The organism is uncultured Sanguibacteroides sp. (genome assembly GCF_900543425.1).
In the GTDB taxonomy this organism is placed as follows: Bacteria; Bacteroidota; Bacteroidia; order Bacteroidales; family Marinifilaceae; genus Gabonibacter.
Genome location: NZ_UQRQ01000006.1, coordinates 30883 through 45098, shown reverse-complemented (window position 1 = coordinate 45098; position 14216 = coordinate 30883). Strand labels below are relative to the sequence as shown.

Genomic DNA, 14216 nt, shown 5'->3' with positions numbered 1-14216 from the left:
TTTCCGTTTTTTATTTATCTTCTACTATAATGCTTTTTCCCTCTATTTTAAATTTCACCTCCATGCTGCTCTCGAAAAAGTGAAGTAATTCCTCTATTTTCCCGTACTTTCTCATATCTCCGGATAGACGAATCTCTTTCAATGCCTGACTCTTAAAAAAAACATGACAATCATACCAAAGTGATAATTTGTCCATAATATCTTCCAGCCGTTCTTCACTAAAAAGAAAATCACCCTCTTTCCAGGCAATGTATTTTTCAACATCCACATCCTCCCGATACATCGTATTACCCGAAACATCGTATACCGCCCGTTGGGAAGGTTTCAAACAAAATTCCATACTGTCTTTCTTCACATGAACTTCTCCCTTGACCAACACGGTCTCTACCGAGTTATGCCAATGGGTATTTACATTAAATTCCGTTCCCGTTACTTTTATTTCAACCCCATCGGCCCAAACGATAAAAGGCTTTAAGGAATCCGATTTTACCTGAAAATAAGCTTCGCCCTTTAACTTAACCACACGTTTATCCCCCATAAAAACAACAGGATACTCTATTTCGGTAGACGAATTTATCCAGGCAACAGATCCGTCCGAGAAAGTCATCTTATATTCACAACCCCGCTCCACAAAAAGAGTGTTATATACCTCCTTTAAGGGGGTATTCTCTTTCGATTGATAAATTAACTCCCCGGATTCATTGGTAAGTACCCGAACCTGTGGTTGCTCCAGAATCTCCTTTTTCCTTTTCGTTAACTCTACTTTTTCTCCCGAAGCGAGAAGTAACTTCGCCCGAAAAGTTCCGGGAGTAATCATCTCCTTCGCGTAAGTATTCATCACAGGTTTTCTTTTCTCTCCCCTCCAGAAAACAAAAATTCCCGCTAATAAAAGAAAAGAAGCAGCAACGGAAGTAATATATACCATACGCCTTCTCTTCGAGCGTATTCTCCACTGACTCTTACGACGAATCAACTTACTCCGGAAAAACCAGCGTTGCCTTAAATAATTGATTTGCATTTGTTCAAAAGAAGCCCGATTTCTCTCATCTGCTGCAATCCAAGACTCAATCTCCTGCTTTTCTTTTTCATCGACCACTTCACCCGTCACATATTCCAATAACTTAATGTCCCAATTTTGTTCTTTCATATTTTATTCTATTTTGTATATAATAGACATGAATCTCCAAAACGGTTGACAACGAATTATATTTTTTTTGAAAAAAATTATCATAAAATAAAAATAGCCCCTTGCCATTATGTTAGCAAAGGGCTACCCGACCGAACATCCGGTATAAGGTTATTCCCTATACGATGTTGTTTCTTGGAATCGATATAAATTTAACCGCTTTAACCGTATAGATATAGAATAGCAATATACTTCCTTCCATGGATTGGCGCAAAGACTTCACGCAACGAACCAACAACGTCTTAACCGTAGAAACAGAGACTCCCATTTCCTCCGCCACCTCCGCGTATTTCATATTTTTCAAATGAACACATTCCAGGATTTTCCTACTTCGAGGAGGCAACTTCTGTATTTCGTCCATGATGTGCTTTATGAGCTCATCATGCGTATGGTCTGCATCTTCCCACACTTTTTCCACGAGAGATATATCAGGCAAATTCTCGATCTTATTCTTCGTTTGCAATTTCCGTAAAGCCAAATTCCGCACGGAAGTATACAGGTAGGACTTTAAATGTTTTTGTTTTAAATGCTCATATAACTTTTTCTCCCACAAACGAATAAAAAACTCCTGCACCACATCCTCCGCCAAATTCATATCTTTCACAATCGTATCCGCCCACAACACCAATGGCTCATAATAATCATGATACAACTGTCTCATTTCTATCCGTTCCTGAATTTTTAACACACCCATTTTTACTCGTTTTGGATAAAGTATCTTTAAAGCAAAAATAAGCTAATAATCCAAAGATCACAATTCAATTTCTATAATATTTTTAAAAATAACATTATTATAAACAAAAGGGAGTACAAAATCTCTTTATTCTTTCAACCATTAGACAAGCGGACAACCTTGCCAAACAGATAATTTATTCTATCTTCGCACCGCTGATCAAAATTAAGAGTCAACGATCTTTTTCTGTTTGATTCTTAATCCGTTCAGGTATTTTTTAATTTAGATTTATGATTTCAGTAGACGGATTAACAGTAGAATTTGGAGACAGGGCTTTATTCAAAGACATATCATTTGTCATCAACGAGAAAGATCGAATTGCCTTAATGGGAAAAAACGGTGCAGGTAAATCGACCTTATTGAAAATACTCGCGGGAGAACGACAACCTAACCGGGGTAATATTTCCATACCTAAAGACACGGTGGTAGCCTATCTTCCCCAGCACCTGATGACCGAGAACAGCCGATCGGTATTCGAAGAAACTTCTCAGGCGTTCGCTCATCTCTTCGCCATGGAGAAACGAATAGAAGAACTCAACCAACAACTAACCGAAAGGACAGACTACGACTCTCCGGAATACTATAAGCTAATAGAGGAGGTCTCCACGCTAAGTGAAAAATATTATAGTATCGACGCCACTCATTACGAAGCCGATGTTGAAAAGATTCTTCTCGGATTAGGATTCCAGCGGGAAGATTTCGATCGTCCGACAGGTGATTTCAGCGGAGGATGGAGGATGCGTATCGAACTGGCTAAAATGCTACTTAAAAATCCGGACGTACTTTTATTAGATGAACCTACCAACCATTTGGATATCGATTCCATTCAATGGCTGGAAGAGTTCCTTATCAATAACGGGAAAGCGGTCGTTGTCATTTCCCACGACCGGACTTTCGTCGATAATATCACCACCCGGACCATAGAGGTCACCATGGGACGGATATACGATTACAAGGTAAATTACTCGCAATACCTCATTTTGCGGCAAGAAAGGCGCATACAGCAACAAAAAGCTTATGACGAACAACAAAAAATGATTGCCGAAACAAAAGAGTTTATAGAGCGTTTTAAAGGAACTTATTCTAAAACATTACAGGTTCAATCCAGGGTGAAAATGCTGGAAAAATTAGAGATTCTGGAAGTAGACGAAGAGGATACCTCAGCCTTAAGACTAAAATTTCCACCCGCACCCCGTTCCGGTAATTACCCGGTTATTGTTCAGGAGTTGTCTAAAAATTACGGAGATCACACGGTATTTGAGGAGGCCCATTTCACTATCGAACGAGGAGAGAAAGTCGCTTTCGTGGGACGCAACGGAGAGGGTAAATCCACGTTGGTAAAATGTATCATGGGAGAAATTAACGACTACACGGGAAAATTAAGTTTAGGGCATAACGTACAAATCGGTTATTTCGCCCAGAATCAAGCCTCGTTATTGGATGAAAGCCTGACGGTTTATCAAACCATAGACGATGTTACGCCGAGCGAATTAAAAAGTAAAATCAAAGATTTATTGGGAGCTTTTATGTTCAGCGGCGATGACATCGATAAAAAAGTCAAAGTTTTATCGGGAGGAGAACGAACCCGCCTGGCCATGATCAAACTCCTTTTATCCCCGGTGAATTTGTTGATTTTGGATGAGCCGACCAACCATTTGGACTTAAAAACCAAAGACATTTTAAAAAACGCATTGATCGATTTTGACGGAACCCTGATTGTTGTATCACACGACCGGGATTTTTTAAGCGGATTAGTGAAAAAAGTATACGAATTCGGCAATAAACGGGTCAAAGAGCACCTGGAAGACATCCATGGCTTTTTACAAAAGAAAAAGATGGAAAACCTACGGGAAATTGAACGCAAAAAGTAATATACGATACCAATAAAAACGGTCTCCAACTTTTTCAGCCGGAGACCTGCTTTTTAAATATTTATTAATCAAATACAATGACCGAAGGGAACCAATACGTATCTTCATTCTCTTTCGTGTAAAATATCTTCTCTTTTAGTAGTCCGCTTTTACCGTCGACGATATAAATAGCCGTATTTAAATAATAGGTACCATAACCGTCTTCCGTGTATGTAATATAAAGATCTCCGGTTTTCGGGTTCACCTTCAGAGCCGACCCGTACACGGAAAGGTCTGCGGAAGGTGCCGAATAAAATTTAGTCGCTTTTCGGGAAAAGACATCGAATTTCCAAACCTCTTTTCCGTATATACTCCACTGTCCCTCTTTCTGCTCTTTGGCAAAAAACAAGGTTTCTCCATCCGTAGAGACGGCAAGAGTCGCGGGTCTGTACGAAAAAGAACGATCATAATAAACGGAAATATCGTCTCCCAATACGACCCTCTCTACCTTCAAGTTTTGTACATCGATTTTCACCAACTCTTTTTCATTGGTTGCCCACAAAGAACCGTCTTTTGCCTGAACAAAACCGGACTTTCCTTCTCCCGATTCTTTTACAAAAGCAAGATCGGAAGCCTTGTATACCTTTATTTTTCCGTTATTAATCAAAAAAACCTCCGGTCGAAACGAGACTTTAAACTTCATATATAAGACACATTTATTTTGATTATTTATCTTGAAAAGCAAGAGTTCTTCCGAATAAATTCCATATCTTTGTCACCGAAAAAAGTGGAAAGATTTGGCTGATTGCAACCACGGAAAAAAAGTGCTAAAATGCGAACCGATTCTGATTCAACCATCCGTTTACTTTCCATTAACAAATAACAATTGTAGATTTACGATTTAAAGAGGACAATATCTGAATTTAATCATAAATCGGAAATCATAAATCAAAAATTAATTTACAATCTACAATTTAAAATTTAAAATTATTATGGGATATTTATTTACTTCCGAATCCGTATCGGAAGGCCATCCGGACAAAGTGGCCGATCAAATTTCCGATGCGATTCTCGACAAGATCATTGCCTTCGATCCAAATGCAAAAGTAGCCTGTGAGACATTGGTCACAACGGGACAAACCGTCATTGCCGGAGAGGTAAAGACGAATACTTATGTAGACGTTCAACAAATTGCCCGTGACGTGATCAATCACATTGGTTACACGAAAAGCGAATACATGTTTGACGGGAATAGCTGCGGCGTATTAAGTGCCATTCACGAGCAATCACCCGACATTAACCGGGGAGTGGTAAGGGAAGATCCTATGGAACAAGGTGCCGGAGATCAAGGCATGATGTTCGGGTATGCCTGTAACGAAACAGACAACTATATGCCTTTGTCTTTAGAATTATCACACCTATTATTATACGAGTTGGCGCAAATTCGAAAAGAAAAGGAAAAAATGACTTACCTCCGTCCCGACTCCAAATCACAAGTAACCATCGAATACGGTGACAACAATAAACCGTCACGGATTCATACGATCGTGATTTCCACCCAGCACGATGAATTTATTTATCCCAAAGAACATACTCGCGAAGCCCAGCTAACCGCAGATGCACAAATGGTAGATCAAATCCGGCAAGATATTATCCACGTCCTTTTACCAAGAGTAAAAGCTCAATTACCGGAACGGGTACAAGCTCTTTTCGATGAAAATCTAATTTTACACGTTAATCCGACCGGAAAATTCGTAATCGGAGGCCCGCATGGAGATACCGGTGTCACCGGAAGAAAAATCATTGTAGACACGTATGGAGGTAAAGGTGCACACGGGGGAGGTGCTTTTTCTGGAAAAGATCCATCTAAAGTAGACCGCTCCGCGGCTTACGCGGCTCGCCACATTGCCAAAAATATGGTTGCAGCCGGAATTGCAGACGAAATATTGATTCAAATCTCTTATGCCATCGGTATAGCCAAACCTGTCGGTATCTTCGTGAACACTTACGGCACGGCAAAAACAAATCTAAATGATTCTGCCATTGCTCAGAAAATAGAGGAGATTTTCGATTTGCGCCCGAGAGCCATAGAAGAACGTTTGAAGCTCCGCAATCCGATATATTCGGAAACCGCAAGTTACGGACATATGGGACGTACGCCCCGTGTTGTAAAAAAAGTATACACCTCAAACTATTGGCCGATCATTGAGAAAGAGGTAGAACTATTCACGTGGGAAAAGCTGGATTACGTGGAAACGATCCGGAAGGCGTTCCAATTGTAATTTAATGGACAATTGCAGGTTAAAAAACAAGAAATTGAAAATCGAACTTACCATTTACAAAAAAGTCGGCTGAAATCAGCCGACTTTTTTATTTTAGTTTCTGCGTCCCAGGTAGATCATGACGTAATAAAGTAACGTTGCCAACGAGGATAAAGCAGCAATTACATAAGTATAAGCAGCCCACTTTAAGGCATCGAAAGCGTATCCTTGAGTTTGGTTATTGGTAATTCCCGAGGAACGTAACCATACCAAAGCCCTATGACTGGCATCGATCTCCACGGGTAAAGTAATAAAACTAAACAGGGTAATCGTGGCAAACAAACAGATACCAATCAACAACAAACTGGGAAAGGTGTTTACCATTAATATACCGGCCAATAATATCCACTGCACCCAATGAGAAGCAAAGCTGACAACAGGCACCAAAGAAGAACGTAATTTCAGCATCTGGTAAGCCTTCGCGTGCTGTAAAGCGTGACCGCATTCATGTGCCGCCACGGCAGCAGCTGCAATATTGGCTCCATAGTAAACTTCCTTGCTCAAATTAATGGTCTTATCCGCGGGATTATAATGATCGGTCAACTGACCTTCAACGCTCCCGATCTTCACTCCCTGTATTCCGTTATCCCGCAACATTTTCTCGACCACATCCTTTCCCGTCATTCCGTTCGTCGTGGGAATATTCGAATATTTTTTAAACCTGCTTTTCAATTGCTGGCTGATCAACCAACTCAACAAAGTAAATCCAATAAATATTACCCAAATCCATATATCGGGTCTCATCGCTGTTTCTGTCATATACATTTAAGATTTTGATTCAACTTATGGCATACAAAAAACACGCCAAATTATTTTTGTCATGTTTTCCTGACAAAAATATAATATTCCTCCCGTATTACACACTATTTTTACCAAGAATGACATTAACTATTGTATTTTAATAAAAACTTTACTACTTTGTGATCGTTGAATTTTTATGAGATTATTTGTAATATAAATATTAACTTTAAAGGTATTACAATGAAAACCTATAAACCAAACGAAATTAAGAACATTGCCTTAGTGGGTAGCTCCGGTTCGGGCAAGACCACGTTGGCTGAAGCCATGATGTATGAAGGCGGGGTCATCCCGCGCAGAGGTAGCATTAGTGCCAAAAACACCTCATCCGACTATCGTCCGGTAGAGCAAGAATACGGTTCTTCTGTGTTTCCTGCCGTTCTATACACGGAGTGGAAAGAGCACAAGCTCAATTTTATCGATACTCCGGGTGCTGACGATTTTGTCGGTGGAGTTATCTCTGCGCTGAATGTTGTCGACACCGGAGTAATGGTTATAAATGCCGTAAGAGGTGTCGAGGTAGGAACGGAAATTATCAGCCGTCATGCCAAAAAACTCAATAAACCATTGATATTTGTTATCAATCAATTAGATCACGAAAAATCTAATTTTGAACATACGGTAGAACAAGCTAAAGCCGCTTTCGGCTCTAAAGTCGTTCTAATCCAATATCCGGTAAATCAGGGTGCCGGTTTTAATAAAGTCATCGACGTGTTAAAGATGGAGATGTACCAATGGAAGCCAGAAGGAGGAAAACCGGACGTACTTCCCATCCCGGTCGAGGAAGAAGAAAAAGCCAACGAATTGCACAATGCACTGATCGAAGCCGCCGCGGAGAATGATGAAAACCTGATGGAGCTCTTTTTCGAAAAGGGCAGTCTGACGGAAGAAGAGATGCGTTCGGGAATCCGAAAAGGATTGGTAAACCGCGATATGTTCCCCGTATTTTGTGTATCTGCCGAAAAAGACATGTGTGTACGCCGATTCATGGAATTTCTTATTAACGTCGCCCCGAAAGCCAATGAAATGCCTCCATCCGTTACGGAAGACGGTACAGCAGTTCCCTATGACGAGAAAGGCCCGACCTCTCTTTACATGTTTAATACCACCGTTGAACCGCATTTGGGAGAAGTCATTTATTTTAAGGTCGCTTCCGGCACTATCCACGAGGGGGACGATCTTTATAACGTAAATACAGACACCAAGGAGCGTATATCACAACTCTACGTTGTCGCCGGAAAGAACCGGACAAAGGTGACCGAATTAATGGCCGGCGATATCGGGGCAACCGTGAAGCTGAAAAATACAGGAAACGGGGATACGTTGAATACAAAAGATTGCGATTACAAATTCGCACAAATCGTTTACCCGAACCCGCGTTTCAGAACGGCACTAAAAGCCGTCAATAATAGTGACGACGAAAAACTGGCAGAAGTTTTACAACGGATTCATCAAGAGGATCCGACATTCAACGTGGAGTATTCGAAAGAATTAAAGCAGATGATTATTTCCGGACAAGGGGAATTCCATCTGAATACCATGAAGTGGCGTATCGAACATAACGATAAAATAGAAATCGAATTCATTCCCCCGAGAATACCTTACCGGGAGACCATTACCAAATTCTCGTATGCCGATTACCGGCATAAAAAACAATCCGGAGGTGCCGGACAATTCGGGGAAGTTCACCTGGTCATTGAACCTTACACGGAGGGAATGCCCGATCCGGTAACTTACAAAATCAATAATGTCGATACCAAAATGTCGATCAAAGACAAGGAAGAAGTAAATCTACCGTGGGGTGGAAAACTCATATTTTATAATTGTATTGTCGGCGGTGTTATCGAGGCTCGCTTTATGCCTGCCATTTTGAAAGGTATCATGGAAAAAATGGAAGAAGGTCCGCTAACCGGATCTTACGCCCGCGATATCCGGGTATGTGTATACGACGGAAAGATGCATCCCGTGGATTCCAATGAAATCTCGTTCAAATTAGCCGGACGTAACGCTTTCAGTACGGCCTTCAAACAAGCCAATCCCAAGATTTTGGAACCTATTTACGATGTAGAGGTTCTCGTACCGGACGATTGCATGGGAGATGTAATGGGAGATTTACAAACCCGCCGGGCTGTTATCATGGGCATGGAAGCCGATTCGGGATTCCAGAAGCTAATGGCTAAAGTACCTCTAAAAGAGATGCAACGCTATTCAACCGCTTTGAGTTCCATTACAGGCGGTCGTGCAACCTTCACAATGAGTTTCTCCGGTTATGAAAAAGTTCCGGGAGAGATCCAGGAAGAGCTGCTTAAGGCATACCACGAAGAAGAGTCGGAAGAATAATTCCGAAAATCAAATAAAAAATAGGCTTTGTAACAAAGCCTATTTTTTGTAAGCCCCTATTTCATTTTAAGTTTAATCACGAACTTTCCATCAAATAACCCAACGGGGACAGGGATTGAAAAGATTTACGATTTCGGATTTAAGATTTATGATTTGAAGAGACAAGGGATTCGGGATTAAAGGATTCTGTGATTGAGTGATTGGGGATTAAGAGATTAAAGAGATTTACGATTTCGGATTTTAGATTTACGATTTGAAGAGACAAGGGATTGGGGGATTAAAGGATTAAGGGATTGAGTGATTGGGGATTAAGGGAGAAAATCGGTTTTAATCATAAAAATAGATGTATAATTTAATGCTCGGAGTTTCCCGATGTTTTCCTATTTTTGCATCATCATTAATATTCTAACATTATGCATCTGTTTTACACCCCGGACATTAACGGAGAAAAATATATTTTACCGGAAGAGGAATCGAAACATTGTACTAAAGTACTTCGCCTGGAGACAGGAGATGAAGTCTGTTTGGTCGACGGACGAGGCGGTTTTTACCGATGTGAAATTATCCGACCGGAAGCCAAACGCTGTGAGGTTAGGTGTCTCGAAAAAAAAGAACATTACGGGAAAAGAAATTTCCATCTCCACATCGCCATTGCCCCGACCAAAAACATAGAGCGTATTGAATGGTTTCTGGAAAAATGTACGGAGATAGGGATTGACGAGATTACCCCTCTCCTGTGCGAACATTCCGAAAGAAAAATAATCAAACCGGATCGCCTGGAAAAAGTCATCGTTTCTGCCATGAAACAATCCTTAAAAGCCTACCTCCCCTCTTTGAATCCGTTGACAGAATTTCAAGTTTTCATAGAAGAAAAACGAAACGGAGTAAAATATATCGCCCATTGTGATGACGGAAATAAAAAAAGATTAGACGAAATTTACACTCCGGGAAACGATGTCACGATATTAATCGGACCGGAAGGAGATTTTTCGGAAAAAGAAATTCTTTCGGCCCTCTCCCATCAATTCTCTCCGATTTCGTTAGGAGAAAGCCGATTACGCACGGAAACCGCCGGAATCGTGGCCTGCCATAGTATCAATTTTATGAACCGGATATAACACTATAACAATTCAATACCCTCAACCTGTAACAATTTCATTTTTACCTCCAGGCCTCCCGTGTAACCGGTCAGCTTTCCTCCGGCACCCACGACCCGATGGCAGGGGATAAAAACAGGAAGCGGATTACGACTATTCGCCATCCCTACCGCACGACAAGCATTCTTATCTCCGGCCCTTTTGGCCAACTCTCCATACGTGATTGTATTCCCATAGGGTATTGACATTAAGAGTTCCCATATTTTCATCTGGAAAACGGATCCTTCCGGTGCCAGGGGTAAATCAAATATTTGAAGGCGTTTAGCGAAATAGGCATCCAACTGACTTTTGGCTTCCCGGATCAAAGGTGTCTCTTTTATTTCTATCTCCTCCGGAACTAATGATATTCGATTTCCCAACCATAACCGGACCAAACGTTCGTCTTTTTCAACAAGACAGTATTTTCCGATCAAACCGTTATAATCATATTTTGCCTGCATAAATCAAATTTCATGTTTTAAAGATACTACTTTATTTATAATTAAGACATTCATTTGTCGTTTTTTCAATGTTATTTTTACTCCTAATTTCATCTTTCCGAACAGAAGAGTAACAATTCTAAAAATATGGAGTGCATCTCTCCCGAATTAAAAAGGATTTTATATTTTTGTATCGGTAAAATAAGGAGTCTTATAACAATTTCAAAAACTCCTTTCCAAAAGAAATACGGAAGAAAAATCTCTTCCCTGAACAAAAATTATCGTGGATTTTACAAATGAGTTAAATGAACGTCAAAGGGAAGCCGTGCTTAACACGGAAGGGCCAACACTTGTCATCGCAGGTGCAGGCTCAGGGAAAACCCGTGTCCTGACCTACCGGATAGCTCAACTCTTAAGCAAAGGAGTTCCGGCTTATCGCATTTTAGCCCTTACCTTCACGAACAAAGCCGCCAGAGAAATGCAACGCCGAATCGCGACACTTGTCGGACAAGAGCAGGCCGCCAACTTGTGGATGGGAACGTTTCATTCCGTTTTTTCCAAGATATTGAGGACCGAAGCCGCACATCTCGGCTATAGTTCCAACTTCACCATATACGATTCGCAGGACTCCAAGAATCTGATCAAATCCATTATCAAAGATTTACGATTAGATGACAAAGTATATAAACCGAGCGACGTACTCGGCAGGATATCCATGGCCAAAAATAACCTGGTCATAGCTCAGGCTTACACGCAATCGGCCAAGATTACAGCCGCAGACCAGGCTGCCAAAAAACCGATGGTTAGTGAAATATACAAATACTACCAGCTACGCTGTAAGCAAAGCGATGTCATGGATTTTGACGATCTGTTGTTGCAAACCAATATCCTCTTTAGGGATTTTCCGGAAATATTGGCGAAGTACCAGCAAAAATTCAACTACATTTTAGTCGATGAGTACCAGGATACAAATTACTCCCAGTATCTCATCATTAAAAAATTGTCCGAGATACACAAAAATATATGTGTCGTGGGCGACGATGCCCAAAGCATCTATTCATTCCGGGGAGCCAGAATCGAGAATATTTTGAATTTCCGAAACGATTATCCGGAATACAAACTCTGCAAACTGGAACAGAACTATCGTTCTACCACAACGATCGTAGAAGCAGCGAACAGTATCATTTGTAAAAACAAGGAACAGATACCCAAGATCATCTTTTCTCAAAATGAAGAGGGAGAGAAGATCCGGATATTGAAGACAATGTCGGATAAGGAGGAGGGATTTCAGGTAGCAAACGAAATTTTCAGGTTAGCTCAAACCGAGCAATCGGACTATAGCCATTTTGCCATACTCTACCGCACCAATGCCCAGTCCCGAATCATGGAAGAGGCTCTTCGCAAAAGAAATATTCCGTATAAGATATACGGAGGACTCTCCTTTTATCAACGCAAGGAGATCAAAGACCTGTTGGCCTATTTACGACTAACGGTAAATCAAAACGATGAAGAGGCTTTAAAACGAATCATCAACTATCCGCGACGGGGTATCGGAGACACGACGATTGACAAATTGAAAGAGGTTGCGACCAAATACAACGTTAGTATCTGGACCGTACTCTGTAATTTAAATAAAATTCCCGGCATTTTGTCTGCAAGTACAGTCAGCAAACTAAACCATTTCCGGGATATGATAGCAGGCTTCTCTCAATCAGCCGAAACAGAAAACGCTTATGAGGTTGCCTCTCAAATAGCAAAAATCTCCGGAATAGCCGAAGATTTGGCTACGGATGATACACCGGAGGGAGTATCCCGAAAAGAGAATATTCAGGAATTGTTGAATGCCGTTAAAGAATTCAGCGAGACGGCTTACAAAGAAGGAAGAGAGGATAAACTCCCGGCCTTTCTGGAAGGAGTCGCCCTTTTGACGGATCAGGATAGTGAAAAACCGGAAGATCGGGAAAAAGTAACCTTGATGACGATTCACGCGGCAAAAGGTCTTGAGTTTCCCAATGTATTCATGGTCGGCGTAGAGGAAGATCTTTTCCCCGCCCAACAGAGTACATTCTCTCCGTCGGCCCTGGAAGAAGAACGACGTCTCTTTTACGTGGCCCTCACGCGGGCTGAAAAGCGAGTTCTAATCAGTTACGCTACCACCCGGTACAAAAACGGGAATATCGTCTACCCCAAACCGTCCCGATTCATCGGTGAAATAAACCCGCTTTATCTGGATGGATATTTTGTTCCGGCCCGTCCATCGTCAGAACAACCCGTTTTCAAGACACCGGTGCAATCAGAAAGATATGCCAAAGCGAACCAAATTCCTTTAAGAAACGTAGAAATACCTGCAATAGATACTTCAAAACTGAAAATAATACCGGTAGATGCCGTCGTTCCCGATATGATTATTTTTCATCCCAATTTCGGGGCGGGAAAAGTCATCTCCCTGGAAGGGTTAGGAGTAAACAGGAAGGCCAAAGTGTATTTTTCCAAACACGGTCAAAAGGTTTTATTGTTAAAATTTGCAAAACTGTACGTGCAAGAAGATTAATATTAATGACTTATAAACAATTTATATTATATTTGTCCCATATTCTAAGACAATAACAGGTAAAATAAAATTATTTCGGTTGAAATATTCTTATTCCGAAAATTCCAAAATCGATTTTAAAGATTAAATATCCTAATACATGGCATATAATTATAATACCCAAAGAAAGAAATTGATTCTTCCCGAGTATGGAAGAAATATTCAAAAAATGATAGATCATTTATCGACTATTGAAGACCGGGAGGAGCGAACCCGTGCAGCCAAAACCGTAATCAGCGTCATGGGAAATCTTTACCCCCATCTTCGGGATGTTCCTGATTTCCGCCATAAACTTTGGGATCATTTGGCCATCATGTCTAATTTCAGTCTGGACATCGAAACTCCTTATCCTCTTCCATCCATTGAGAAATTGTATGAAAAACCCGAAAAACTGGAATACAATAACCACCACATCAAATACAAACACTACGGTTTGCTAACCGAAAAATTAATCCAGAAAATAAAAGAAACCGACGATCCCGAGCTGAAGCGAGTCCTAACGGTACTGACGGCCAATCACATGAAAAAATCATTCCTAACCTGGAATAAAGACTCGGTCGAAGACGAGCAAATTTACAATGACATCAACACATTATACGGAGGCAATATCGAAATGCCCGAAGGCATGACTCTCTCTCACTCTAAAGACCTCCTGCAGAAAAAAGGCAAGCCTGCCAACAAACCCCAACCCAAAAACGGGAATACCAACGGAAACAACAATAAAAAAATACATTATAAAAAACATAATTAATTTCTCGTCTAAAAAATAAGGTTCTTATCCAGATATAACTTCATTATCTCCGGATAATCCGATTAATTTTA

General features: G+C 40.8%; 11 protein-coding genes. 6 read left to right on the top strand and 5 right to left on the bottom strand.

Features of this window, described 5'->3' with window-relative positions:
* Positions 1 to 10 precede the first annotated feature (10 nt).
* Entirely contained in the window at positions 11 to 1147 is a 1137-nt protein-coding gene (locus QZR76_RS04565) for a FecR domain-containing protein (RefSeq protein WP_294140817.1), read from the bottom strand.
* A gap of 157 nt (positions 1148 to 1304) precedes the next feature.
* The gene (locus tag QZR76_RS04560) at positions 1305 to 1880 is read right to left on the bottom strand and encodes a sigma-70 family RNA polymerase sigma factor (RefSeq protein ID WP_294140815.1); all 576 of its coding nucleotides are present in this window, start codon (positions 1878 to 1880) and stop codon (positions 1305 to 1307) included.
* 269 nt (positions 1881 to 2149) lie between these two features.
* On the opposite strand from QZR76_RS04560, the gene QZR76_RS04555 reads away from it, so the two are divergent.
* Positions 2150 to 3790 (top strand): ABC-F family ATP-binding cassette domain-containing protein, encoded by a 1641-nt coding sequence (locus tag QZR76_RS04555; RefSeq protein ID WP_294140813.1) that lies wholly within the window; start codon positions 2150 to 2152, stop codon positions 3788 to 3790.
* Between the two features lie 64 nt (positions 3791 to 3854).
* Here the strand turns inward: QZR76_RS04555 and QZR76_RS04550 are convergent, their stop codons facing one another.
* Positions 3855 to 4472 (bottom strand): DUF5074 domain-containing protein, encoded by a 618-nt coding sequence (locus tag QZR76_RS04550; protein ID WP_294140811.1) that lies wholly within the window; start codon positions 4470 to 4472, stop codon positions 3855 to 3857.
* Positions 4473 to 4761: 289 nt separating this feature from the next.
* Between QZR76_RS04550 and metK the strand changes: the two genes are divergently transcribed.
* Positions 4762 to 6051, top strand: coding sequence for a methionine adenosyltransferase (metK, locus tag QZR76_RS04545; protein WP_294140809.1), 1290 nt, complete (start codon positions 4762 to 4764; stop codon positions 6049 to 6051).
* Between the two features lie 93 nt (positions 6052 to 6144).
* Here metK and QZR76_RS04540 read toward each other — a convergent pair whose 3' ends face one another.
* Entirely contained in the window at positions 6145 to 6849 is a 705-nt protein-coding gene (locus QZR76_RS04540; protein ID WP_294140807.1) for a zinc metallopeptidase, read from the bottom strand.
* A gap of 222 nt (positions 6850 to 7071) precedes the next feature.
* Here QZR76_RS04540 and QZR76_RS04535 point away from each other — a divergent pair, with 222 nt between their 5' ends.
* Positions 7072 to 9228 (top strand): elongation factor G, encoded by a 2157-nt coding sequence (locus QZR76_RS04535; protein ID WP_294140804.1) that lies wholly within the window; start codon positions 7072 to 7074, stop codon positions 9226 to 9228.
* A 413-nt stretch (positions 9229 to 9641) separates the two neighbouring features.
* Positions 9642 to 10346, top strand: a complete 705-nt coding sequence (locus QZR76_RS04530) for a 16S rRNA (uracil(1498)-N(3))-methyltransferase (protein ID WP_294140802.1) — start codon at positions 9642 to 9644, stop codon at positions 10344 to 10346.
* 2 nt (positions 10347 to 10348) lie between these two features.
* Here QZR76_RS04530 and QZR76_RS04525 read toward each other — a convergent pair whose 3' ends face one another.
* Entirely contained in the window at positions 10349 to 10825 is a 477-nt protein-coding gene (locus tag QZR76_RS04525; protein WP_294140800.1) for a methylated-DNA--[protein]-cysteine S-methyltransferase, read from the bottom strand.
* Positions 10826 to 11084: 259 nt separating this feature from the next.
* On the opposite strand from QZR76_RS04525, the gene QZR76_RS04520 reads away from it, so the two are divergent.
* Both QZR76_RS04520 and QZR76_RS04515 read left to right on the top strand, forming a co-directional pair.
* Positions 11085 to 13355, top strand: coding sequence for a UvrD-helicase domain-containing protein (locus QZR76_RS04520; RefSeq protein WP_294140974.1), 2271 nt, complete (start codon positions 11085 to 11087; stop codon positions 13353 to 13355).
* A 139-nt stretch (positions 13356 to 13494) separates the two neighbouring features.
* Positions 13495 to 14145 carry a DUF4290 domain-containing protein gene (locus QZR76_RS04515; protein WP_294140798.1) on the top strand — a complete coding sequence of 217 codons (651 nt, stop codon included), beginning with the start codon at positions 13495 to 13497 and terminating at the stop codon, positions 14143 to 14145.
* The last annotated feature ends 71 nt before the right edge of the window (positions 14146 to 14216 follow it).

What these genes read in the sequence shown, in the direction of transcription:
- QZR76_RS04535 (WP_294140804.1), top strand. Translation starts at nt 7,072, where the DNA reads ATGAAAACCTATAAACCAAACGAAATTAAGAACATTGCCTTAGTGGGT.
- QZR76_RS04530 (WP_294140802.1), top strand. Translation starts at nt 9,642, where the DNA reads ATGCATCTGTTTTACACCCCGGACATTAACGGAGAAAAATATATTTTA.
- QZR76_RS04515 (WP_294140798.1), top strand. Translation starts at nt 13,495, where the DNA reads ATGGCATATAATTATAATACCCAAAGAAAGAAATTGATTCTTCCCGAG.
- metK (WP_294140809.1), top strand. Translation starts at nt 4,762, where the DNA reads ATGGGATATTTATTTACTTCCGAATCCGTATCGGAAGGCCATCCGGAC.
- QZR76_RS04560 (WP_294140815.1), bottom strand. Translation starts at nt 1,880, where the DNA reads ATGGGTGTGTTAAAAATTCAGGAACGGATAGAAATGAGACAGTTGTAT.
- QZR76_RS04550 (WP_294140811.1), bottom strand. Translation starts at nt 4,472, where the DNA reads ATGAAGTTTAAAGTCTCGTTTCGACCGGAGGTTTTTTTGATTAATAAC.
- QZR76_RS04555 (WP_294140813.1), top strand. Translation starts at nt 2,150, where the DNA reads ATGATTTCAGTAGACGGATTAACAGTAGAATTTGGAGACAGGGCTTTA.
- QZR76_RS04565 (WP_294140817.1), bottom strand. Translation starts at nt 1,147, where the DNA reads ATGAAAGAACAAAATTGGGACATTAAGTTATTGGAATATGTGACGGGT.
- QZR76_RS04525 (WP_294140800.1), bottom strand. Translation starts at nt 10,825, where the DNA reads ATGCAGGCAAAATATGATTATAACGGTTTGATCGGAAAATACTGTCTT.
- QZR76_RS04540 (WP_294140807.1), bottom strand. Translation starts at nt 6,849, where the DNA reads ATGACAGAAACAGCGATGAGACCCGATATATGGATTTGGGTAATATTT.